Here is a 20,274-nt window from a genome sequence, read left to right as displayed (position 1 = left end):
GCAGACCGACCTGATCGACATTCTAACGGCCGAAATGGACGTGCTGATGGACGATATCGTCGCGGGAAAATCCGGCGGCACGACCGTGCTCTGCGCCGGACCGCCCGGCGTCGGCAAGACCCTGACGGCGGAGGTCTATGCCGAAATCGTCAGGCGCCCGCTCTATCGCGTCCATTCCGGGCAGTTGGGATTGAATGTCGCGGCGATGGAGACGGCGCTGAAGGAAGCTCTTTTGCGCGCCCAGCGCTGGGGCGCGGTGATGCTGATCGACGAGGCCGACGTTTATATCAAGCGGCGCCAGGACGACATGACGATGAACGCCGTGGTCGGCGTGTTTTTACGGGTGCTGGAATATTTCAACGGCCTTTTGTTCCTCACCACCAATCGCATCGACGATATCGACGAGGCCATCGTCTCGCGCTGCATCGCCCTGATCCGCTTCCACGCCCCCGACGCCGAGGCGCGCAAACGCATATGGGGGGTAATGTCCGGGCAGTTCGGCCTGGATCTCGATGAGAGTCTGATTGATGCTCTGATCGAGATTTACCCGCAGACCAGCGGGCGCGACATCAAGGGCCTCGCCAAACTGGTCGCGAAATATTGTCGCCATCGCGACACGCCGCCCGACCTCGATGTGTTCAAGCGTTGCGCCATTTTCCGGGGCCTCGACCGCTCGGATTCCGCCGCTGCATGAAAAGACGGCTTTGTCGGCATCCCGACATGGCCGCCGCACAATCTCGGGAAAGCCTTCTAAAATCAAGGGACAGGCTCGTGGAGCCGATCTGGCGCGGCTTTTGCTAATCTTGTGGGCGAAAGCTTCTTCATCTGTGGAGGACCGGCAATGATCCATCTCACCGACAGCGCACTGAACGCTGTCCGCAACGCCATCAAGGGGGCGTCCGAGCCCGTCGAGGGCTTGCGCCTTAAAGTCGAGACGGGCGGCTGCGCCGGCAACAAATATCTGATGGGCCTGGTCAAGAAGGCCGAGGAAGACGACGAACTGGTCGAGCGCGATGGCGTCAAGGTTTTCGTCGAACCCGCCTCGCGCGAACTGCTCGCCGGCGTGACCATCGATTTCGTCGTCGCCATCGAGGGCGCCGGCTTCACTTTCGAAAATCCCAACGCCACCCACAGCTGCTCCTGCGGCAAGAGTTTCGGCTGAGTTCTTAGCTTCGGCTGAGTTTTTTGAGGAATCGAGAGCCATGACCATGCAGACTGAAATCGTGCAAGAAAAACCCGTCCTCTCTGCCGAACAGGAGCGGATCCGCCTCGTTCGCGAAGTCATCGAGGAAATCCGCCCCAATCTGAAGCGCGATGGCGGCGATTGCGAATTCGTCTCGATCGACGGCAACAAGATCAATGTCCGGCTGACGGGCGCCTGCGTGTTCTGCAAGCTGGCGAGCGCCACGCTGGAGGGCATTCAGGGCCGCATGGTCGAGAAGCTCGGCGAATTCGTCCGCGTGATCCCCGTGCCGATGGGTTTCAAGGCCAACCACTGAGGCGCTTTCATGCCGACTCTCGCCGCACCGATTGATGGAGCCGCCGAAATGGCGCCTCCTCCCAGCCTGTGGAGCCTGTGGCGCGACGACGTCTCCTGCGTAAAAGCGCGCGATCCGGCGGCGCGCAATGTGATCGAGATCCTGCTCACCTATCCGGGCGTGCATGCGATCATCTGGCATCGCCTGGCGCATCGGCTGTGGCGATGCGGCTTCAAATTTCCGGCGCGTTTCCTGTCCTGGTTCGCCCGACTGACCACCAACGTCGATATTCATCCCGGCGCCACCATCGGGCGCGGTTTCTTCATCGATCACGGCGCCGGCGTGGTGATCGGCGAAACGGCGGAAGTCGGCGACCTCGTCACGCTTTATCATGGCGTGACGCTCGGCGGCGTTTCCTGGTCGCCCGGCAAACGCCATCCGACCATCGAGAGCGGCGTGCTGGTCGGGGCGGGCGCGAAAATCCTCGGGCCTATCAAGGTCGGCGCGGGCGCGCGGATCGGCGCCAATTCGGTCGTCGTCGAGGACGTGCCGCCGGGCGTGACGGCGGTGGGCATTCCGGCGCGGATCGTGCGCGAGCCGGTACGGCGCGGCGGCGCAAGCGGCCGCATCAATCTCGATCATCACCTGATCGCCGATCCGGTCGGCGAGGTTTTGAGCATATTGCTCGATCGCGTCGACTTTCTCGAAGCACGGCTCAATCACATGCAGCGTCGAGTGAAAAACCCGGTCGTTGAGAGCGAAACAAAGAACAAGGAAAGGCTCGAGTCATGAGCGTTTTGGAAGATCTCGGACGTCTTTCTTCGGCGGAAGATTTTTTCAACTATCTCGACCTGCCCTTCGAGCCGTCCGTGGTCCAGGTCTCGCGGCTGCATATCCTGCGGCGCATGGGCCAATATCTCAAAGGCAGCGAGATCGACGGCGCCTTCGACGGTCTGAGCGACGAGGAAATCAAGGCTTTGTGCCGTTCGCATCTCGATCAGGCCTATCAGGATTTCGTCGCCTCTTCGCCGATCCAGGAAAGGCTGTTCAAGGTTCACAAGGAAGCCGTCGCGCCCAAGGAAGAGCCTCAGAGCAATTTTGTGCCGCTGGACTCGCTGAAGGTCGTTTGAGGCTTGTCGCCAAACGGCGTTGGAGACATGGATGATTTGCGACCGCATTCCTGCGGAATGTGAATATCGCCCTTCCGCCTTTAGGGAGTGGCGCAGCGATGTCTAGCCTGGGCGAAGATCAGGATTTGGCGTCGCGCGCCCCCGGACCGGCGGGCCGCGCGGAAATCGCGTTGCAGGGCATTTACGAGATCTCCAAGATCCTGGCGGTTCCGGGGCGTCTCGACGCGGTGCTGTCGCATGTGCTGGCGGTGCTGGCGAGTTTCTTCGACCTGCGGCGCGGCCTGATCGCGCTGATCGATGAAGCGGGCCAGCCGACGTCAGCGGTCGGAATTGGCTGGCGCGACGGCGAGGCGAAGGACCATTTCGCCAGCCTGCCCGAAAAGGTGGTCGGCCGCATCGTCGCGACCAAAATGCCGGTGATCGTCGAAGATGTGGCGCGCGATTCCCTGTTCCTCGGCTGGCAGGCGGACAAAGTCGACGGCGGGCGCCGCGTCGGCTTTATCGGCGTGCCGATCAAGCATCGCGGCCAGGTCATCGGAACCCTGATCATCGACAGGATCCATAATGGCGACGCCAGCATCGAGGAAGACGCGCGTTTCCTGGCGATGATTGCGAATATGGTCGGACAGACCCTCCATCTTTACGACGTAGTCACCCGCGACCGCGAAAGATTGATGGAGGAACAGCGCCGCCTCGAAAAGGAGCCGCCGCGCCAGCCGATCCTGCGCGGCGAGCAGGCGCTGATCGGCATTGTCGGGGCGAGCCAGGCGATCCGCGCGGTGTTCAACCAGATCAATGTCGTCGCCCGGACCCATACGACCGTGTTGCTGCGCGGCGAATCCGGCACCGGCAAGGAGCTTTTCGCCCGCGCCGCGCATGATCTTTCGCCGCGCAAGAGCGGGCCGTTCATCCGGCTGAACTGCGCCGCCCTGCCGGAAACCATGCTCGAATCCGAATTGTTCGGCCATGAGAAAGGCTCGTTCACCGGAGCGGTCGGACAGCGCAAGGGGCGATTCGAACTGGCCGACAAGGGAACCTTGTTTCTCGACGAAATCGGCGAAATCTCGCCGGCTTTCCAGGCGAAACTACTGCGGGTGCTGCAGGAGGGCGAATTCGAACGCGTCGGCGGATCGCAGACGGTCAAGGTCGATGTCCGCTTCGTTTTCGCCACTAACAAGAATCTCGAAGCGGCGGTGGAGCGCGGGCAATTCCGCGCCGATCTCTATTATCGCATCAACGTCGTCTCGATCCTGCTGCCGCCTCTGCGCGAACGCCCGGAAGACGTCAATCTGCTGGCGCAGGAGTTTTTGCGCCGCTTCAATGAGGAAAACGGCACGCGGAAAAAGCTGACCACCACCGCCGTGCGCCTGCTGCAAGCCTGCGATTTCCCCGGCAATGTGCGCGAACTGGAAAATTGCGTGCGCCGGACCGCGACCTTGGCGCGCGAGGAGGCGATCGGCGAGGCGGATTTCGCCTGCAGCTCCGACGCCTGCCTGTCCTCGACGCTTGGCAAGGGCTCGGGCCAGGATTTCGCCACGGGCCTGCGCCCTTTCGTGCGCGTCGACGAAATCGCTGCGCCCGATCCAGCGCCGGACCGTCTCGCCGGTTCGTTGCGCTCGCGGACGCGGAACGGTCGCGCTGTTTATGAAGGCGCTCATGCCGGCGTCCCGGAACGCGATCAATTGATCGGCGCGATGGAAAAGGCCGGATGGGTGCAGGCCAAGGCGGCGCGGTTGCTCAAGCTGACGCCGCGCCAGATCGCCTACGCTCTTGGCAAACATCACATTCCCATCAAGAAGTTTTGAATCAACGGCCTTTGTCGCGATTCAAACGCGGACGGTTGCGAAACCTGCAAAGGGCGCGCGGGGAAAAGGGATAGCGCCGTATCGTTCACTGGCACGGGCCTTGCTGAATGTTTGATGCGTTCGAGCGCGGGCGGGCCGGCCCGCGACAGTCTCGAATAAGCTAAATGAGGAGATTTTCGATGGCCTACAAGATCATCGCTTCGTCCTGCACGGGTTGCAGCCTTTGCGAGTTTGAATGCCCGAATGCGGCGATTTCGATGAAGGGCGACACTTTCGTCATCAATCCCAAGAAATGCACCGAATGTGACGGCGAGTCGCCGGTCAAGTGTGACGAAGTCTGCCCGGTGCCCGGAACTTGCGTCAAGGCGTGACGCGGCTTCTGCTGGCGCTTGCGGCAAACGACCGCGCCAAATGCGGACCTGTTCGATAAGACCCGCGCCGGCGAAAATGCCGGCGCCGGGAGGTGCGCCTCGCGCCAGAAACCACTGAAGGCCCAAGCCGACATCCGGCGTCAGCGAAAGAAATGAATCCATGAAAATCATGATCCGCCGCGCTCCGGACACCGGGCTTTGCATTTACGTCCCCAAGAAGGATCTCGAGGAGCCGATCGTCGAGAGCGAGTTCGAGACCTTGTGGGGCGGCTGGATCAAGATCGCCAACGGCTGGGTGCTGGAGCTTCCCGCCATGGCCGCCGACACCCGCCTGCCGATCACTGTCGAAGCGCGCAAGCGCAGCGAGGAGGAGTCCGTATGAACGCTCCCATTCTGGATCAGGATTTCCTGCAACCCGCCGAGGCGGAAAGCGTCCTAGCCGATCTCGCGCGGAAAATGCGCGGCGGCTCGATCATCCCCTATCTCGGACCGGCCCTCGCGGAATTGTCCGCGCCGGCGGTCCCGCTGACGCCGGAAACCCTGGCCGATTTCTTCGGGACCAAGGTGGCCCTGCCGCGCCGCGCGCGGGGAAACGTCTGGGCCTCGGCGCAATATATCGAGGGCCAGCGTCATCGCTCGACGGTGACCAATCTGATGAACGAGGCTTTCGCGCCGCAGGTCGATCCGACCCCGCTGCACGAATATCTCGCCTCGCTGCCGCTGCCGCTGATCATCGACACCTGGTATGACGGCGCCTTGCGGGCCGCTTTCGCCAAGCGCTCCGACTGGGGCGAGATTCAGGGCATCACCCGCGCCGGCATCGGCGAAAGCCTGTGGTATCGCTTCTATGACGCTTCCGGGGCCGAAGTGGACAAAACGGCCGTCGCCGACTGGAAGACCATTGTCTACAAGCCGCATGGCGGAGTGACTCCGGCCAAGAACTTCCTCATTTCCGACGCGGATTATGTCGAAGTCCTGACCGAGATCGACATCCAGTCGCCGATCCCGGAAGTGGTCATGAACCTGCGCACCGAGCGCAGCTTCCTGTTCGTCGGCTGCCGCTTCCATGACCAGATGCTGCGCACCTATGCGCGCCAGATCTCCAAGCGCTCGGCGCAGCCGCATTATGCGCTGGTCGATCCGGAAAAACTGTCGCTGAACGAACGGCGCTTCCTGGCCACCGAACAGATCGTGCCGCTGGCGGTGCCCTTGCAGCGCGCCTGCGAAATCCTGATCGCCGGATGAGGGCTTTTGGCTGGAACTGAGGGAAGGGAGTCGCTTGCGGCTCCCTTTGCTTTTTCCCACCAGCCAAAATGGCGTTGTCGGCTTTGCAACAGGTCGAAAACTCCCCCGAAAACTCTGTGCGCAAGCCGACAGAGCAGATGCAGCAAACAGGCGAACAGACTGGAAAACAAGGGGAAACGGAAAAATTCCCGATGTGGCATATGCGTTGCTACCTCGTTTCCAGTTCAAAGCTCTAGCTGAAATGCGAGGATCTAAAAATGGATTCATCAGCACATCAAGAAGCAGGCGCCTCAGGCTCCGGCGTCGATATCGAAGCGGTGATGCAACAGGTCGCCGAACACAAGGGTTGCGGCACTTCGGGCGGCGCGGCCAAGCCGAGCTGCGGCTCCAGTGACGGTCCGGACGACATGCCGGCCGAAATCTGGGAGAAGGTCAAGAACCACCCCTGCTACAGCGAAGAAGCGCATCATCATTATGCGCGCATGCATGTCGCCGTGGCCCCGGCCTGCAACATCCAGTGCAATTACTGCAATCGCAAATATGATTGCGCCAATGAATCGCGTCCGGGCGTGGTCAGCGAAAAGCTGACCCCTGAACAGGCGGCGAAAAAAGTGCTCGCCGTCGCCTCGACCATTCCGCAGATGACCGTGCTCGGCATCGCCGGCCCAGGCGATCCGCTGGCCAATCCGGCCAAGACTTTTAAAACCTTCGAACTGATTTCGAAGACCGCGCCGGACATCAAATTGTGCCTGTCGACCAACGGTCTGGCGCTGCCGGAACATGTCGACACCATCGCCAGCTTCAATGTCGATCACGTCACCATCACCATCAACATGGTCGATCCGGAAGTCGGCGCGAAAATCTATCCGTGGATTTTCTACAAGCACAAGCGCATCACCGGCGTCGAAGCGGCGCAGATCCTGACCGATCACCAGTTGCGCGGTCTCGAAATGCTGACCGAGCGGGGCATTCTCTGCAAGGTCAATTCGGTGATGATCCCCGGCGTCAACGACAAGCATCTTGTCGAGGTCAATCGCGCGGTCAAATCGCGTGGCGCCTTCCTGCACAACATCATGCCGCTGATTTCGGCGCCGGAACATGGCACCGTGTTCGGCCTCACCGGCCAGCGCGGCCCGACCGCGCAGGAACTGAAGGCGCTGCAGGATTCCTGCGAAGGCGAAATGAACATGATGCGGCATTGCCGCCAGTGTCGCGCCGACGCGGTGGGCCTGCTCGGCGAGGACCGTTCCGAGGAATTCACCACCGACAAGATCATGGCGATGGAGGTCAACTACGATCTCGAAGGCCGCAAAGCCTATCAGGCCGTGGTCGAGCAGGAGCGCGTCGCCAAGGTCGAGGCGAAGAAGGAAGAAGTGGCGACGCTCAAGGACATCGAGAGCGACATCAAGGTCCTGGCCGCCGTGGCGACCAAGGGTTCGGGCCTGATCAACGAACATTTCGGTCATGCGAAAGAGTTCCAGATCTACGAATTGTCCACCAAGGGGGCGAAATTCGTCGGCCATCGCCGCGTCGATCTCTATTGCCAGGGCGGCTTTGGCGACGAGGATTCGCTGGAGACGGTGATCCGCGCCATCAACGATTGCCACGCCGTGTTCGTGGCGAAAATCGGCGGCTGTCCGAAGGGCGACCTGCTCAAGGCGGGCATCGATCCGGTCGACGAATTCGCCCATGAGTTCATCGAGAAATCCGCGATCACCTGGTTCAAGGCCTATCTCGAAAAGCTCAAGAGCGGGGAAATCACCCATACGGCGCGCGGCGACGCCGAGATCCGTCAGGGCGCGTTTTCCTCGGAAAACGCCTGATCTCACCCTTCCTCGCAGGCGATGAGCCTGCGAGGGCTAACGATAAGGAAATCCCGAAAATGGCGTATAAAATCGTCAGTTCGCAATGCACCAATTGTTCGGCCTGTGAAGCGGAATGTCCCAATGTGGCCATTTCCGAAAAGGGCGGAACCTTCGTCATCGATCCGAAAAAATGCACGGAATGCATCGGCCATTTCGACCAGGCGCAATGCCTCGCCGTGTGCCCGGTCGACAATACCTGCATCATCGACAATTCTTTCCCCCGCTACCAGGCTCCGTGAGGAAAAAATGAGCTTTACGATTACTCCCAAGGCTGAAAAATTCATGCGCATGATGATCATGGCCGACGGCGGCCCCGGCGCGGGTTTCCGCCTCTCGGTCAGCCCTGGCGGCTGCTCGGGCCTGGCGGCGGAAATCGCCGTCACGGCGGAGCCCTTGCCCGGCGACAAGGTCGTTCCCCATGGCAGCGTGAAACTGTTCCTGCCGGCGGAGAGCCGCATCCTGCTCGAAGGCGTCACCATCGACTTCGCCGAGACGCCGACGTCGACGGGCCTGGTGTTCCAGGATCCCAAGCAGAAATCGTGCAGCAGCCATGCCGGCTGACGCCTGCAGACCGTGCAACTGAAATGACGGCGGCGGCGAAATTCGGCGGGGAGACTCTGCCTCTGGGCGAGGACTCTCTGCTTTCGCATCCGCTGTTTGGCGGCGGCCTGCCGCCGCTCGCCGAACAGCATCTGCGCGAGGCCGGGCTCAACTACCATCTCTGCGATTTGGCCGAAGATCATCTTCGCCGGGCGCAAGAAGTCGCGCCGGATCATTTCGCGGTGCTGATCGGCCTTTATCGCTTCTATTTCTACAAGGGGCGTCTCGCCGAGGCGCTGGGCGTCGGCAGGATCTGTCTCGCCAAGGCGGCGCGCGAAAAGAATTTCGCCGCCGACTGGCGCGACGTGCGGCGCGATGACGCCGATTTCGCCGATCTCGATGACGTGCTGGCGCGCTTCTTCATGTTCTGTCTCAAGGGCTACGCCTATTTGAACATGCGGCTCGGCGACCTCGATGAGGGCCGCGTCGCGGTGGCCAAACTGCTGGAGCTCGATCCCAGCGACAGGGTCAACGCCAGACTGTTGTTCGACGTTCTCGAACGTGCGGAGCGCGACGATGATTGACGACATCGAAGAGACCATCGACTGGCAAGGCCAGGAGATCGACTGCTCATCCTGTAGGCATCTCGACATCAAGGCAACCGGCAAATGTCGGCTTTCCCACGCCTGCGTCAACGACCGCTATGCGCGCCGCATCGACCGGTTCTTCAACTGGAATCCGCCGCTGGCCAACGAATATCTCACCCATCCGCATTTCGAAGTGCGGGCGATCGCCTCCAAACACGCGGCGGTGTTCCTGTTGCCGCCTCTGCTCGAGGATCCGGAAGAAACGGTGCGCTGGAACGCGGCGCGGCGCTTGCCGAAGAAACACATCCTCAAATTGCGACACGATCCGCACCGCGAGGTGCGCATCCGCATCGTGTCGCTTTTGGAAGATTCCGATCTGGTCCCGATGTTGCAGGACGAGGATTATTACGTCCGTCTGGTGATCGCACGGCGTCTGGCGCCCGATCTTCTGGAATGGATGCTGCATGACGGGGAGCCGGAAGTGCGGCGCGTGGTGGCGCAAAGAGTGCCGGACGACATGCTTATGCGCATGGCGGGAGATCCCGAGCCGCGCGTGAGAATTGAAGTCGCGCGGCGGCTGACCGGCGAGCAACTGGCGCAATTGCGCAGCGATCCCGACTGGCGGGTTCGCTACGAGGCGGCGAGCCGGATCGAGCCGGGGCTGCTCGCCGAACTGGTGGAGGACAGTGACGATCTGGTGCGCGAAATGGCTTTTTCGCGCGCTATCCACAGGAACGATAGCGGAAAGGAGAAATCGCTATGAGCAATATCGTTCGTGACAGCGATGTGGTGGAAATCACCCACCCGCCATTCTTCAGCTACGGCGAGAAAGTGCGGGCGAAGCGCAATGTCCGCAATGACGGAACCTATGCCGGCAAGGAGATCGGCGACCTGCTCTGCAAGAAGGGCGAGGAAGGCTATGTCGTCAGCATCGGCACTTTCCTGCAGCAATTCTATATTTACGCCGTCGAATTCACCGAAAGCGGCAATCGCGTCGGGATGAAGCGCAAGGAACTCGATCCGGCGATCCCGCGCGAAGAAGAAGACGACGTCCCGCTACCACAGGAACTTTCCGCATGATCGACCCGCGCGAACCGAAATTTCAATGGGGGCAGCGGGTGCGCTGCCTGATCGATCTCGTCAATGACGGATCCTATCCCAATGCCGAGGAAGACGCCCTGCTGGTCGCGGCCGGCGGCGTCGGCGAGATCGTGCAGGTCGGCTCCCATGTCGATTCCAATACGCCGATCTATCTCGTGGAGTTCAACGAGAAACATGTGATCGGCTGTCTCGAGGAAGAAATCGCTCCGCTGTGAGCGTCAATTTTGGTGGAGTCTGGACCATGGCGATCAAGGCGGAAGAATTGCTCGAAATCGAGACGCTGGTGGCGCAGGCCCCGGCCGACGCTTCGCCCTACGTGGCGCTGCGGCTGAAATATCCCCATCTCGCCTGGTCGCGCTGCGATGCTTCCGACGTGCTGGAAGAGCCGTTCCGTTCCTTCGCCGCCTATGACCTGCATCTCCTCGACGTGACCAATCACTGCCCGACCGTCGTCACCGATCCGGAAGCGGCGATGGGCTTCATCCTGGCGGCGCGGAGCCTTGGCCAATGAACGATCCGGTCTTGGACCACGACGAAGAGTTTGAAGACGAAGACGTAGCCGCTTCGGTCATTCCCTTGTCCGACCCCGACATGACCTCGGTCGAACTGGCGGCGGTCGACGGCGTCATGCGTTCGGCGCTTTTGTCGCATGGGCCGGTCGCCGAGGAATTCGAACAGGCTTTCGCCGCCTATCTCGGCCGCCGCTACGCCATAGCCGTGCCGAGCGGCACGATTGGACTGGCGCTGATCCTCACCGCGTTGAAGATCGGACCGGGCGACGAAGTGATCGCGCCTTCCTACTCCTGGCGCGAAACGGCGCAGGCCATCGCGGCGGTCGGCGCGACGCCGGTTTTCGCCGATATCGATTACTGGTCGGGCGTTTTGACCGCGACCAAGGCCGAAGCCAAGATCACGCCGAAAACCCGCGCCATTCTCGCCGGCAACACCAATGGTCATCCCGCCGACTGGTCGAGCCTGCGCGAACTGGCCGACAAGCACGGGCTGAAGCTGGTCGAGGATTCGACCGAAGCCATCGGCTCGAAATACAAGGACGCTCTGGTCGGAACTTTCGGCGACGCCGCCGTTTTCGACTTTTCGCAGCCGTCGCCGCTCACCTGCGGCGAGGGCGGCATGATCGTCACCGACGATTCCGTTCTCGCCATGGCGATCAAGAGGCGCCGCGCGCATCAACCGGAGGAGCGCGCTTCGGTCTCCATCACCAGCGATCCCGCCTTGCAGGCGCAGATGAGCGACATCGCAGCGGCGATCGGCCTGGCGCAGTTAGGCCGGATCGAGGAGATCCTCGAAAAGCGGCGCACGGTCGAGCATCTTTATACCAAGCACGTGCAGTCCTTCGAGGGCATCAAGCCGCCCTATATCGCGCCTGACGTGACCGAGGTGAACTGGTTCCTTTATGTCGTGCATCTCGGCACGCGGTTCTCGCGCTCCAGTCTCGACGCCATTGTCGAGGACCTGGGGGTGGAGGCGGTCGAGGCGGCGGCTTACTGCAACCCGCTGCACCTGCAACGCCATTATGTCGATCGCGGCAGTCGGCGCGGCGATCTGTTCGTCACCGAAAAAGTGGCGGACCGGGCGGTGGCCCTGCCGTTTCACTGCCATCTCAACGAGAATCAGATCGAATTCATCGTCGCGACCATGAAGGACGCGTCGGTCAATGTGGGGGCGGGGGCGGCGATCTACTGATCGTTTTTTTCGCGCAAAGGTCTCCGAGACAACAAGAGAGGAAGAACAGATGTCGATTGTTACCATTATGCCGTCGGGAAAGACGGTCGAAGCCGGGGAAGGCATGACCATTCTGGCTGCGATCCTCCAGGCCGACCCGGACTTCCCGCATAAGTGCGAAGGCAACGCGAAATGCGGCTCCTGCCATATCTACGTGCTGGAAGGCCGCAAGGGCGTCACCAAGACGACGCGCGACGAAAATGGCAAGCTGGACGAGTTGGTCGGCGTCGGCTCCAAGTCGCGCCTCGCCTGCCAGGTCAAGGTTCTTGGCACGGAAGACATCAAGATCGAGATTCCCGCGCTTTGATTGGAAGTCGATAAAGGAGAGTGAGAGATGGCGCCTACCGAAATCGTAATCCACGCCCGCTATATGCCGGACGGTTCCGTGAATGAAATCAGCGAACGCCCGGAAGCACTTACCGGGCAGCAATGGTTCAATCTTCTGTGCCAGAAAGTTCCCAACGCCGCGCAGGCCCTGGCTGGCGGCCGCATGATCTTCCGCCTCGACGCGACGGAACTTGAGACGCTGAAGGCTTCTGCTTCCGCCTGATCAACGTCTCGCGAAACGAAAACCCGCCGATGCAAGGGCTGCGTCAGCGGGTTTTTGTTTTTGGCTTGCTTTACGCCGTCGCCAAGGCGCGGGCGGCGTCGTGCTTGATGCGCTCCACCATCGAGCGCAGGCCGTTGGAGCGCTGCGGCGTCAGATGGTGTTCGAACCCGAGGCTGCTGAACAGCTTTTGCGCGTCGGCCTCCATGATATCCCTGGCGGCGCGGCCGGAGAAAAAGGCCAGCGTCAAGGCGACCAGGCCGCGCACGATATGGGCATCGCTGTCGCCGAGAAATTTCAGCACCGGCGCGCCATCGGGGCCAGTTTCTATGCTGGTTTGCAGCCACACCTGGCTGGCGCAGCCACGCACCTTGTTGGCGTCGTTATGCGCCTCCTCCGGCAGGGGCTCCAACTCGCGGCCAAGCTCGATCAGATAGCGGTAGCGATCGTCCCAATCGTCCAGGAATTCGAAATTCTCGATGATCTCGTCAATTTTCATTCCACAGCCTTTCCATCCGCTTTATCCGCTGGATGCAAGAAACGCGCATAGCGCCCGATTGTCGAGCCCATAACAAAACAGGCCGAGGCGCCGTCTTTCTACTCCGCTTGCGGGAGAAGGAAAGCGCCTCACGCCTCACATGGCGCCTTGTCGCACATGCGACAATAGTCCCCTCACACCCGATCCCTTTGGCCGAGCTTGTCCGGCGAATAGCCTTCTTCGCGCAGCACCAAAGACACAGCGGGGCGGCCGAGCATGGCGCGATAATGGCTCAAGAGGTTGCCGGGCAAGGCCATCCCGATCTTGTCGGCCCAGAATTCGACATAGAACAGCACCGCATCGGCGACGCCATAATCTCCGCCGACCCATTTGCGGCCTTCCAGCGTCTTGTTGACGATGCCAAAACCCTTTTCGACCAGAGCGCGGCCTTGCGCCTTGATCGTCTCATGGGTCTGCGAGTCGGAAGAAAAATTCCCCGGCGCGAAGATGCGGGCGAAACCGTGGCCGTGCAGGGCGCTGGTGACGAAGATCATGGTTTCGAGCGCCCGCGTCTCGTCCTCGAGATTGGCCGGCCAGAAAATGCCGCGTTTGCGCGCCTTCCCCAGCCAGAAGGCGATGGCGGCGACCTCGGTGAGCACCGTGCCGTCCGGACGCACCAGAGCCGGTATGTTGGCCTTGGGGTTGATCGCCAGGTAATCCGGCTTGAACTGGTCGCCCGCCGGCAGGTTGACGATGTGGGCCTCGAAAATCTCCTCGAGCTCTTCCAGAATGATGTGGATCGCCGTCGAGCAGGAGCCCGGCGTCATGTAGAATTTCATGTTCATGTGGCGCTAGGCCTCCTAAGGCGTCTTCCGACGGGCTATGGCTTGCCCGACAATGGCATGGTTCATGCCAAACTCGTGGCTCGCAACTCCCCATCGCCCAGGCCGCAGCGCCATCGAACTCCAGATCGGTCCCCTTCAGCACAGGCGGATTGACAAGCTTGTCTCGATGCTTTCGCCGGCCATGAGGATGCGATTGCCAGCCGCGCCTTCGACCAGGCGGACGGCTCCTGCGCTGCTTCCTATGGCGAGGCGGCGCTGTTGAGGACGAGGAGGGTCGTCCACGGTCGATGTGCTTCGGCTGTTGCGGCGCCTTGAACGACGACGGGCAACCGGCGCTTCGTTGATCGCAGCGGGGCAATCATTCGGCGACACGAATCGTTGCGCGAGTAACATTCTCGAGAGTGTCACGAACCGCTTGAATACTGCGCCCGGATCTTGTCGACATCACTTTTGGAACCGCGATGAGTTTGGACCTTTCCCATGCGCTCATTCATCCGTCAAAGCTCACGGCGCCTAATCGCTGGGATCTTGTCCCTTCCCATTGATTCTTGGTTGTATTCGTGCCGCTGGGCTTGCGGCGAAAGGGACGTTCGCCGGTGTCGGTTTCGCTCGACCCGGCGCCTGAAGGTCTGGCGCCGCGCGAACGGGCGCCCCGCGTGACCATTGAGGCAATCATCGGGGCGACGGACGCAAAACTGACCGTTGGCGACGACGCGCCGGAGGTGGCGCTTGGCGTTTCCCGGTCGCATCATGGTCTAAAAGGCCCTCCGCAAACCTGTTTTTTGCAGAGATTGTCAGTCGACCAAGGTTTGCCAAATGTCTTTCGAACGCACGCCAGGGGGATTTATGAAAATCCGGCTTAAAGCGCTCGCCTTGATGTTCGCCACCTTTACGCCTTGTACGGCCGGCGCCCAGCAGATCACCGGCGCAGGCGCTACTTTCCCGGCGCCCCTTTATTTAAAATGGACCGAGGAGGCAGAGCCCGCGATCGGCGTGCAACTGGACTATCAGGCCATTGGCTCGGGCGGCGGCCAGAACCAGATACTCAACCGCTCCGTCGATTTTGGCGCGTCCGATGCGCCGATGGACCCGGAGATGCTCGACGCTGGCGATCTGTTGCAGGTTCCAACCGTGATGGGCGCGGTTTTGGTGATCGTGAACATTCCAGGCATTGGCGTGAACCAGCTGAAGCTGCCCGACACGGTAGTCGCTGATATTTATGCCGGAAGAGTCACTAACTGGAATGACCCAAGTATAGTTGCGGCCAATCCCGGCGTTGAACTGCCCAGCCTCGTCATCACACCGGTCCACCGCGCCGATAGTTCGGGCACGACCCTTGTCTGGACGTCATATCTCTGCGCGATCAGCCCGTCGTGGATGCGCACGACTGGTTCGGGGACCTCGGTGAAATGGCCTGTCGGCGCGCGCGCCATTGGCAGTGGCGGCGTTGCCGCCAGTGTCCGCAATACTGCGGGCGCCATCGGCTACGTGGAAAACACCTATGCCGTTCAGAACAATTTGATCACTGTCCAGTTACGCAACAAATCCGGCCACTATGTGGCTCCCTCACTCGAAGCTTTCCAGGCCGCAGCGTCCCAGGCGGATTGGCTGGGCGCCAAAAACTTTGCGGTCAGCATCATCAACATGCCTGGCGACACCAGCTGGCCGATTATGTCCGCTACATTTATCCTCTTGCCGAAGAATCCCCAGGACCCGGCGGCGAGCGCCAACGTCGTCAAGTTCATTGATTGGGCCTACAGGAACGGTTCGGCGATCGCCACCAGCCTGCACTATATCCCACTGCCGGGCGTGGTGCAGGACGCAGCGCTTGCGGCTATGACTAGCCAGATCAAGCACTGATTTCGGGAATCCAGCCGCTGCCGCGCAGGCAGTCACCATTCTGTCACTTGCCTCCAGTACTCGCTAAAAGAAGAGAAGCTTCGATAAAGACAAGATAAGGCAAGTCCAAAGAGAGGGCAGCAGTCGGTGTGCTCGCGATGGCCGAGCGGGATGTGCAGCACGCCGGCTCCATATTACCCTCTGGAGTTTCAGAGGCGTGCTCCGCCGGTCTCGTGGTGGCGCTCGCCGCAAGGGCAGGGCTTGATGTCACGGCTCTGGCCACAACCCGCCCGGTGATCCTTGACACGGACCCAGCCAGAGCCGAGCAGTCCGGCGACGTTTTGCTTTGCCAACTCGCTCGGGAAGCCATCTTTATGGCAGCCTCACGCCGGAGCTTGGCTGGCAGCTCAGCTAAGCCATGGCGCAGGAGAAGCGCACCCGCCCGGCATCAGCCCGAACCGCCGGGCGGACTACTTGGCGCCACTAGCATCGGGGGCTCCTGAATGATAGTCCGGCCGCAACTGAGCTTCACCGTGACTATCCTGATCGCGTTCACCCTGGTGTTTGCCTCTGTGCTCGGGCTGGCGGTGCTTGGCTTCCGCAGTGCTGGTGAGCGTGCTGCCGTGGCGACGGCCGACGTTAACCTTGCCCAGGTCGCCACCACCGTATCCGGCCGAACCAACGCCCTGGTTCTGCCGGTGTTGGCGCTTATCCGCGAGGTTGCGGACACCGGGATCGCGGCGGATACGACGGGCAATGTCCAGGCGGGTGCAAGACTGCTCGCCATGCTGGCGGCGGGGCCAGAGGTCCGCACCGTGTCTGTCGCTTGGCCGGACGGGTCGTTGCTGCAGGCGGCGCCGGTCAGCGTCGCGCCGGCGGCGGCAATGCCGGCGCCGCCGAATGAGGCCGCTTATGTGCTGTGCTTCAGCCGGCCCGACGCCCCCGTGAAGACCTGGACATTCTTCGCCGCCGACCGTACGCCGATCAGCAGCGCTATGTTCGGACGCCCCGGCGATCCACGCCGGACGCAGTGGTATTTGCAGGCGCGCAAGCCTGGCGTGTATATCTCGACGCCCTATACGCTCGGGCTGTCGCAACGCGTGGGCTTGAGCGTGAGCAGCCGGCAGGCGGGTGGCGGCGTCCTCTCGCTCGATATTACTCTGGCCAGTCTCAGCGCTTTCCTGCGCGCGCAGCGGATCACCCCGCACACGCTGGCGTTCCTGTTCAGCGATTTGGGCATCCTGCTCGCTTACCCCGACGATACCCGCGCCGTGGGTGAAGCCGGGGGCGGGCGCGTCAGCTGGACGACGCTACAGGCGTCCGATGACCCCGTGCTGGGCGCCGTATGGAACGCCTACGCATCGGGACAGCTTGGACCAGGGCGCGGCAAATTGCTCAGCGTTGACGGGACCGCCATGCTGGCGCGGCTGGAGTCTGTCGAGAGCCTGGAAAACCCGCCGGTGCTGGTCGCGGTGGTGGCCCCCCGCAGCGACTTCACAGCGGCCGTCGACGCCTCGGTGCGCAGCGGGACACTGCTCGCACTGGGCGCGTTCCTGCTGGGCTTTGCGGCGATCGCCTTCATGTCGTGGCGCATCGCCCGGCCGCTCGGCGTGCTGACACGGGAGGCGCAATCGATCCGGCGCTTCGAGCTCGCCGCGCCGTTGGTCTTGCGCAGCCGGATCACCGAGGTGGAACGGCTCGCCGAGGCAATTGCGGCGATGAAGGCGACGCTGAGCAGCTTCGCGATTTATCTACCGCGCGATCTGGTGCGCCAGTTCCTCGCGGCCGGCGCCGAGCCACAACTTGGCGGCGAGCGGATCGCCCTCAGCGTGATGTTCACCGATATACAGGGTTTCACCACGATTGCCGAAAACCTTGACCCGATGGAACTGACGCATATCGCGTCGGCCTATTTCGAGGCCGTCACGCGTGAGCTACTCGCCGCCGGCGCCACGATCGACAAATATATAGGGGATTCCGTGATGGCGTTCTGGAACGCCCCCCGCCGCAACCCGGACCACGCGGCGCACGCCTGCGCCGGAGCGTTACGCGCCCGCGCGGTGACGCAGCATCTGACGGAGGCATTCGCCACACGCGGCTGGCCAGAACTATGGACGCGCTTTGGCGTGCATACCGGCGAGGCGGTCGTGGGCAATGTCGGCTCCAGCGATCGGATGGCCTATACCGCGATGGGGGGGATGGTGAACCTCGCAAGCCGGCTGGAAGGCTTGAACAAGCTCTATGGCACGCAGATACTCGTGAGCGAGGCGACGCGCGCGGCGGCTGGTCCCGGCTTCGTGTTCCGTCCAGTCGATATTGTCGTCGTCAAGGGCGCGACGTCGCCGATGCCAGTCCATGAACTGCTTGGCGTGACCGATGCCGCCGCAGCTCCAGATTTGCGTGCGCGCGACGCCGCCATCGCATCGCTGAAAACCTGGGAGGCCTGTGTCGCGGCTTACCGCGAAGGCCGTTTCGACGCCGCGCGTGCTGCGCTGGCGGAGGTTCAGGCCGCCGGCATGTTTCCCCTGGCTGAAATCTACGCCGCGCGCTTGGCGGAGCTGGGCAGCCAGGCCGAACCTGGCTGGTCTCCTTCGGTCCCTTGGGGCGTGAAATAATGATCGTTGGACGCCATGACCCAGAATAGCAATCGCAAGCGTATAAAAATAGCGCTCCAGGGCGGCGGCTCGCATGGCGCCTTCACCTGGGGCGTGCTGGACCGGCTGCTCGATGATCCGAGACTGGAGATCGAGGCTGTCGTGGGTACGAGCGCCGGCGCGATGAACGCGGCGGTGCTTGTGGACGGGCTGGCGCGCGGCGGCCCGGCGGCGGCCCGGCGGCAGTTGCATGCGTTCTGGAATGGCGTCGCGGCGATTGCCGCGGCCTCGCCGTTGCAGCCAAGTCCGCTCGACCGGGCGCGAAGCCCCGGCAACATGGATTTCTCGCCGTCCTGGATGATTGTCAATATGCTGAACAAGGTGTTTTCGCCTTACGAACTCAACCCGGCCAATCTCAACCCCCTGCAGCAACTGCTGGAGGACACCGTGGATTTCGCGCGGTTGCGGGTGGGTAAGGAACCGGCCCTGTTCGTGTGCGCCACGAACGTGCTCACCGGCCGCTTGCGCGTGTTTGAACGCCGCGAGATCAGCGCCGCCTCCGTGATGGCTTCGGCTTGCCTCCCCCTGTTGTTTCAGGCGGTCGAGGTCGATGGCGAGCATTATTGGGATGGGGGCTATTGCGGCAACCCCCCCATCTTTCCTTTGATCTATATGGGCGGCTGCGCGGATGTGCTGATTGTCCAGCTCAACCCGATCAATGTCCCCGCCGTGCCACAGGATGTGCGCGGCATCATAGACCGGATCAACACGATATCCTTCAACTCGTCACTGATGCGGGAAATGCGCATGATCAAATTCGTCACCGATTTGATCGACAATGGCGACCTCTCGCCCGGACACTATCTGAGACTCAATATCCACACGATCGATGCGGAGGCGGAACTGGCGGAGCTAAATGCATCGTCCAAGTTGAACGGGGACAAGGCGTTTCTGCAGCATCTGCATGCGCTCGGCATTGCGAAGGCCAAGGAATTCCTCGACGCGCATTTCGACGCGATCGGCCACCGCTCCAGCACCGACATCGCCGCAAAGTTCTTCTGATTTGCCGATACTCAAGGACCCCAGGGCGCCGCATGACGCGTCTCGATATCGAAAATATGGTTTGCGCTCTGCAGCGAACAAGTCGCCTTCCTTCGCTGGGGTAGCCGGCGGCGTCGACGAACCTTGCCTATGGGACCCGCGCCGCGAGCAGCACGGCAAAGCCGAAATCCGTGAGATGATGGATCGACTGGTCGATCCCCAGCAGCCACCAGAACCAGGCGTCCTTGCCGGTCAAGCGGAAAGTCGCGACGCAAAAGCCTTTAAAGCGATCGGCGCTGAGATGGATGACGAAATCGACGAGGCCGAGGAACCAGAAGGCGGGCGCGAAGGCCAGCATGCAAAGCGTCGCGACTGCGCCATGGATGGAGCAGTGGACCAGCAGCGGCTTCGCCCAGCCCGTCGGCGAATCCTTGCCCAAGGCCATCCAGGGCGTCTGCAGGAAGAAATCGCATAAAACATGCTTGCCGGTCAGAACCAGCATCCAGAAGACAAGCGCGCCGAGGGGAATCGACAAATCGCCCGGAAATATCGTCATGCTCTCGAAAGAACTCTCGCGAACTGAACTCCGCCGCGTCGGCGGCGCGGCGGAACAAGATAACACGGCGGTATAAACGGCGCGAACCCAGGCCTGAACCCCAAGCCTGAAACCGCGATCGAAGGACGACGCGAAGCGACGGGCGCCATCGCGTCAATCCGCTTCGGTCCAGCTTGGGATGGTCGGCGGCCGCTCCCGGCGCCGATCTTTGATAGGCGCCGGCTTTAAAGCAAATGTGTCGGTGTGGGGCGATTTAGTGGGCTTCGATCCTGTTTCCGAGCCTCCCCCCGTGACCTGTCCTGGCACAGGGGGAGCAAGTAGACGATCCCCAAATGACTGCTGGCGCCGTCCGATCACGTCCGACCTGTCGATCAATTTGCGGGTATGGATGCCCCCGCTTGAGCAAGAAGTTTTTGGACGGCGTGGTCGAGTGATCGGGTGCGGTCATGTATCAGGCCTTTTCGCGCGACCGGTCGAGGTCGCTGGCCGGTATGGAGATGCGCGGGCTT

Annotated in this window: 26 protein-coding genes; 23 read left to right on the top strand and 3 right to left on the bottom strand. The window is 61.8% G+C overall.

Annotation, left to right across the window (positions count from 1 at the left end; all coding sequences use genetic code 11):
• The 20 genes from ACLP2E_RS15450 to ACLP2E_RS15355 form a co-directional block, all read left to right on the top strand.
• The coding region (locus tag ACLP2E_RS15450) for an AAA family ATPase (RefSeq protein WP_442466442.1) at positions 1–694 on the top strand (694 nt) is incomplete at its 5' end.
• Positions 695–841: 147 nt separating this feature from the next.
• Positions 842–1,162 carry a HesB/IscA family protein gene (locus ACLP2E_RS15445; RefSeq protein ID WP_442466441.1) on the top strand — a complete coding sequence of 107 codons (321 nt, stop codon included), beginning with the start codon at positions 842–844 and terminating at the stop codon, positions 1,160–1,162.
• A 40-nt stretch (positions 1,163–1,202) separates the two neighbouring features.
• The gene (locus ACLP2E_RS15440) at positions 1,203–1,499 is read left to right on the top strand and encodes a NifU family protein (RefSeq protein ID WP_442462949.1); all 297 of its coding nucleotides are present in this window, start codon (positions 1,203–1,205) and stop codon (positions 1,497–1,499) included.
• A 48-nt stretch (positions 1,500–1,547) separates the two neighbouring features.
• Positions 1,548–2,270, top strand: a complete 723-nt coding sequence (gene cysE / locus ACLP2E_RS15435; RefSeq protein ID WP_442462948.1) for a serine O-acetyltransferase — start codon at positions 1,548–1,550, stop codon at positions 2,268–2,270.
• Positions 2,267–2,608 (top strand): nitrogenase stabilizing/protective protein NifW, encoded by a 342-nt coding sequence (gene nifW, locus ACLP2E_RS15430; protein ID WP_442462947.1) that lies wholly within the window; start codon positions 2,267–2,269, stop codon positions 2,606–2,608. The genes cysE and nifW overlap by 4 nt, the downstream gene beginning before the upstream one ends.
• Positions 2,609–2,706: 98 nt before the next feature.
• A complete protein-coding gene (gene nifA, locus ACLP2E_RS15425; RefSeq protein ID WP_442462946.1) occupies positions 2,707–4,413 on the top strand; it encodes a nif-specific transcriptional activator NifA in 1,707 nt (568 codons plus the stop codon).
• 179 nt (positions 4,414–4,592) lie between these two features.
• On the top strand, positions 4,593–4,784 hold the full coding sequence (locus ACLP2E_RS15420; protein WP_442462945.1) for a 4Fe-4S dicluster domain-containing protein: 192 nt from the start codon (positions 4,593–4,595) through the stop codon (positions 4,782–4,784).
• A 160-nt stretch (positions 4,785–4,944) separates the two neighbouring features.
• The gene (nifT, locus tag ACLP2E_RS15415; protein ID WP_442462944.1) at positions 4,945–5,166 is read left to right on the top strand and encodes a putative nitrogen fixation protein NifT; all 222 of its coding nucleotides are present in this window, start codon (positions 4,945–4,947) and stop codon (positions 5,164–5,166) included.
• The gene (locus ACLP2E_RS15410; RefSeq protein ID WP_442462943.1) at positions 5,163–6,029 is read left to right on the top strand and encodes an SIR2 family NAD-dependent protein deacylase; all 867 of its coding nucleotides are present in this window, start codon (positions 5,163–5,165) and stop codon (positions 6,027–6,029) included. Before nifT ends, ACLP2E_RS15410 begins: the two co-directional genes overlap by 4 nt.
• A gap of 257 nt (positions 6,030–6,286) precedes the next feature.
• Entirely contained in the window at positions 6,287–7,852 is a 1,566-nt protein-coding gene (nifB, locus tag ACLP2E_RS15405) for a nitrogenase cofactor biosynthesis protein NifB (RefSeq protein ID WP_442466440.1), read from the top strand.
• A 59-nt stretch (positions 7,853–7,911) separates the two neighbouring features.
• Positions 7,912–8,133 (top strand): 4Fe-4S dicluster domain-containing protein, encoded by a 222-nt coding sequence (locus ACLP2E_RS15400; protein ID WP_442462616.1) that lies wholly within the window; start codon positions 7,912–7,914, stop codon positions 8,131–8,133.
• A gap of 7 nt (positions 8,134–8,140) precedes the next feature.
• Positions 8,141–8,455 carry a HesB/IscA family protein gene (locus ACLP2E_RS15395; protein ID WP_442462617.1) on the top strand — a complete coding sequence of 105 codons (315 nt, stop codon included), beginning with the start codon at positions 8,141–8,143 and terminating at the stop codon, positions 8,453–8,455.
• Positions 8,456–8,478: 23 nt separating this feature from the next.
• Positions 8,479–9,018: a hypothetical protein gene (locus ACLP2E_RS15390; protein WP_442462633.1), complete on the top strand. Its 540-nt coding sequence runs from the start codon at positions 8,479–8,481 to the stop codon at positions 9,016–9,018.
• Positions 9,011–9,784 (top strand): 4Fe4S-binding leucine-rich repeat protein, encoded by a 774-nt coding sequence (locus ACLP2E_RS15385; protein WP_442462618.1) that lies wholly within the window; start codon positions 9,011–9,013, stop codon positions 9,782–9,784. The genes ACLP2E_RS15390 and ACLP2E_RS15385 overlap by 8 nt, the downstream gene beginning before the upstream one ends.
• Entirely contained in the window at positions 9,781–10,101 is a 321-nt protein-coding gene (locus ACLP2E_RS15380; RefSeq protein ID WP_442462619.1) for a nitrogen fixation protein NifZ, read from the top strand. Before ACLP2E_RS15385 ends, ACLP2E_RS15380 begins: the two co-directional genes overlap by 4 nt.
• Positions 10,098–10,337 carry a nitrogen fixation protein NifZ gene (locus tag ACLP2E_RS15375; RefSeq protein WP_442462620.1) on the top strand — a complete coding sequence of 80 codons (240 nt, stop codon included), beginning with the start codon at positions 10,098–10,100 and terminating at the stop codon, positions 10,335–10,337. Before ACLP2E_RS15380 ends, ACLP2E_RS15375 begins: the two co-directional genes overlap by 4 nt.
• Positions 10,334–10,633 (top strand): hypothetical protein, encoded by a 300-nt coding sequence (locus ACLP2E_RS15370; protein WP_442462621.1) that lies wholly within the window; start codon positions 10,334–10,336, stop codon positions 10,631–10,633. The genes ACLP2E_RS15375 and ACLP2E_RS15370 overlap by 4 nt, the downstream gene beginning before the upstream one ends.
• A complete protein-coding gene (locus tag ACLP2E_RS15365) occupies positions 10,630–11,826 on the top strand; it encodes a DegT/DnrJ/EryC1/StrS family aminotransferase (RefSeq protein WP_442462622.1) in 1,197 nt (398 codons plus the stop codon). Before ACLP2E_RS15370 ends, ACLP2E_RS15365 begins: the two co-directional genes overlap by 4 nt.
• Positions 11,827–11,875: 49 nt before the next feature.
• The gene (locus tag ACLP2E_RS15360) at positions 11,876–12,172 is read left to right on the top strand and encodes a 2Fe-2S iron-sulfur cluster-binding protein (protein WP_442462623.1); all 297 of its coding nucleotides are present in this window, start codon (positions 11,876–11,878) and stop codon (positions 12,170–12,172) included.
• Between the two features lie 27 nt (positions 12,173–12,199).
• On the top strand, positions 12,200–12,415 hold the full coding sequence (locus ACLP2E_RS15355; RefSeq protein WP_442462624.1) for a hypothetical protein: 216 nt from the start codon (positions 12,200–12,202) through the stop codon (positions 12,413–12,415).
• Between the two features lie 70 nt (positions 12,416–12,485).
• Here ACLP2E_RS15355 and ACLP2E_RS15350 read toward each other — a convergent pair whose 3' ends face one another.
• Positions 12,486–12,911 (bottom strand): SufE family protein, encoded by a 426-nt coding sequence (locus tag ACLP2E_RS15350; protein ID WP_442466439.1) that lies wholly within the window; start codon positions 12,909–12,911, stop codon positions 12,486–12,488.
• Positions 12,912–13,084: 173 nt separating this feature from the next.
• Positions 13,085–13,729: a glutathione S-transferase family protein gene (locus tag ACLP2E_RS15345; protein WP_442466443.1), complete on the bottom strand. Its 645-nt coding sequence runs from the start codon at positions 13,727–13,729 to the stop codon at positions 13,085–13,087.
• Positions 13,730–14,581: 852 nt separating this feature from the next.
• Between ACLP2E_RS15345 and pstS the strand changes: the two genes are divergently transcribed.
• The 3 genes from pstS to ACLP2E_RS15330 all read left to right on the top strand — a co-directional run bounded on the left by pstS (position 14,582) and on the right by ACLP2E_RS15330 (position 19,230).
• Entirely contained in the window at positions 14,582–15,595 is a 1,014-nt protein-coding gene (gene pstS, locus ACLP2E_RS15340) for a phosphate ABC transporter substrate-binding protein PstS (RefSeq protein ID WP_442462626.1), read from the top strand.
• Between the two features lie 482 nt (positions 15,596–16,077).
• Entirely contained in the window at positions 16,078–18,189 is a 2,112-nt protein-coding gene (locus ACLP2E_RS15335) for an adenylate/guanylate cyclase domain-containing protein (protein WP_442466438.1), read from the top strand.
• Positions 18,190–18,204: 15 nt separating this feature from the next.
• Entirely contained in the window at positions 18,205–19,230 is a 1,026-nt protein-coding gene (locus ACLP2E_RS15330) for a patatin-like phospholipase family protein (RefSeq protein ID WP_442462628.1), read from the top strand.
• Positions 19,231–19,357: 127 nt separating this feature from the next.
• On the opposite strand, the gene ACLP2E_RS15325 is transcribed toward ACLP2E_RS15330, so the two are convergent.
• A complete protein-coding gene (locus ACLP2E_RS15325; protein WP_442466437.1) occupies positions 19,358–19,765 on the bottom strand; it encodes a DUF3307 domain-containing protein in 408 nt (135 codons plus the stop codon).
• Between the last annotated feature and the right edge of the window lie 509 nt (positions 19,766–20,274).

The organism is Rhodoblastus sp., assembly GCF_052145335.1.
Lineage (GTDB): Bacteria > Pseudomonadota > Alphaproteobacteria > Rhizobiales > Beijerinckiaceae > Rhodoblastus.
This window is presented reverse-complemented; position numbering and strand designations above follow the sequence as displayed.

Bases quoted from the DNA above. Each gene is read 5' to 3' on its own strand.
- ACLP2E_RS15445 (WP_442466441.1), top strand. From the start codon at position 842: ATGATCCATCTCACCGACAGCGCACTGAACGCTGTCCGCAACGCCATC.
- ACLP2E_RS15440 (WP_442462949.1), top strand. From the start codon at position 1,203: ATGACCATGCAGACTGAAATCGTGCAAGAAAAACCCGTCCTCTCTGCC.
- cysE (WP_442462948.1), top strand. From the start codon at position 1,548: ATGGCGCCTCCTCCCAGCCTGTGGAGCCTGTGGCGCGACGACGTCTCC.
- nifW (WP_442462947.1), top strand. From the start codon at position 2,267: ATGAGCGTTTTGGAAGATCTCGGACGTCTTTCTTCGGCGGAAGATTTT.
- nifA (WP_442462946.1), top strand. From the start codon at position 2,707: ATGTCTAGCCTGGGCGAAGATCAGGATTTGGCGTCGCGCGCCCCCGGA.
- ACLP2E_RS15420 (WP_442462945.1), top strand. From the start codon at position 4,593: ATGGCCTACAAGATCATCGCTTCGTCCTGCACGGGTTGCAGCCTTTGC.
- nifT (WP_442462944.1), top strand. From the start codon at position 4,945: ATGAAAATCATGATCCGCCGCGCTCCGGACACCGGGCTTTGCATTTAC.
- ACLP2E_RS15410 (WP_442462943.1), top strand. From the start codon at position 5,163: ATGAACGCTCCCATTCTGGATCAGGATTTCCTGCAACCCGCCGAGGCG.
- nifB (WP_442466440.1), top strand. From the start codon at position 6,287: ATGGATTCATCAGCACATCAAGAAGCAGGCGCCTCAGGCTCCGGCGTC.
- ACLP2E_RS15400 (WP_442462616.1), top strand. From the start codon at position 7,912: ATGGCGTATAAAATCGTCAGTTCGCAATGCACCAATTGTTCGGCCTGT.
- ACLP2E_RS15395 (WP_442462617.1), top strand. From the start codon at position 8,141: ATGAGCTTTACGATTACTCCCAAGGCTGAAAAATTCATGCGCATGATG.
- ACLP2E_RS15390 (WP_442462633.1), top strand. From the start codon at position 8,479: ATGACGGCGGCGGCGAAATTCGGCGGGGAGACTCTGCCTCTGGGCGAG.
- ACLP2E_RS15385 (WP_442462618.1), top strand. From the start codon at position 9,011: ATGATTGACGACATCGAAGAGACCATCGACTGGCAAGGCCAGGAGATC.
- ACLP2E_RS15380 (WP_442462619.1), top strand. From the start codon at position 9,781: ATGAGCAATATCGTTCGTGACAGCGATGTGGTGGAAATCACCCACCCG.
- ACLP2E_RS15375 (WP_442462620.1), top strand. From the start codon at position 10,098: ATGATCGACCCGCGCGAACCGAAATTTCAATGGGGGCAGCGGGTGCGC.
- ACLP2E_RS15365 (WP_442462622.1), top strand. From the start codon at position 10,630: ATGAACGATCCGGTCTTGGACCACGACGAAGAGTTTGAAGACGAAGAC.
- ACLP2E_RS15360 (WP_442462623.1), top strand. From the start codon at position 11,876: ATGTCGATTGTTACCATTATGCCGTCGGGAAAGACGGTCGAAGCCGGG.
- ACLP2E_RS15355 (WP_442462624.1), top strand. From the start codon at position 12,200: ATGGCGCCTACCGAAATCGTAATCCACGCCCGCTATATGCCGGACGGT.
- ACLP2E_RS15350 (WP_442466439.1), bottom strand. From the start codon at position 12,911: ATGAAAATTGACGAGATCATCGAGAATTTCGAATTCCTGGACGATTGG.
- ACLP2E_RS15345 (WP_442466443.1), bottom strand. From the start codon at position 13,729: ATGAAATTCTACATGACGCCGGGCTCCTGCTCGACGGCGATCCACATC.
- pstS (WP_442462626.1), top strand. From the start codon at position 14,582: ATGAAAATCCGGCTTAAAGCGCTCGCCTTGATGTTCGCCACCTTTACG.
- ACLP2E_RS15335 (WP_442466438.1), top strand. From the start codon at position 16,078: ATGATAGTCCGGCCGCAACTGAGCTTCACCGTGACTATCCTGATCGCG.
- ACLP2E_RS15330 (WP_442462628.1), top strand. From the start codon at position 18,205: ATGACCCAGAATAGCAATCGCAAGCGTATAAAAATAGCGCTCCAGGGC.
- ACLP2E_RS15325 (WP_442466437.1), bottom strand. From the start codon at position 19,765: ATGACGATATTTCCGGGCGATTTGTCGATTCCCCTCGGCGCGCTTGTC.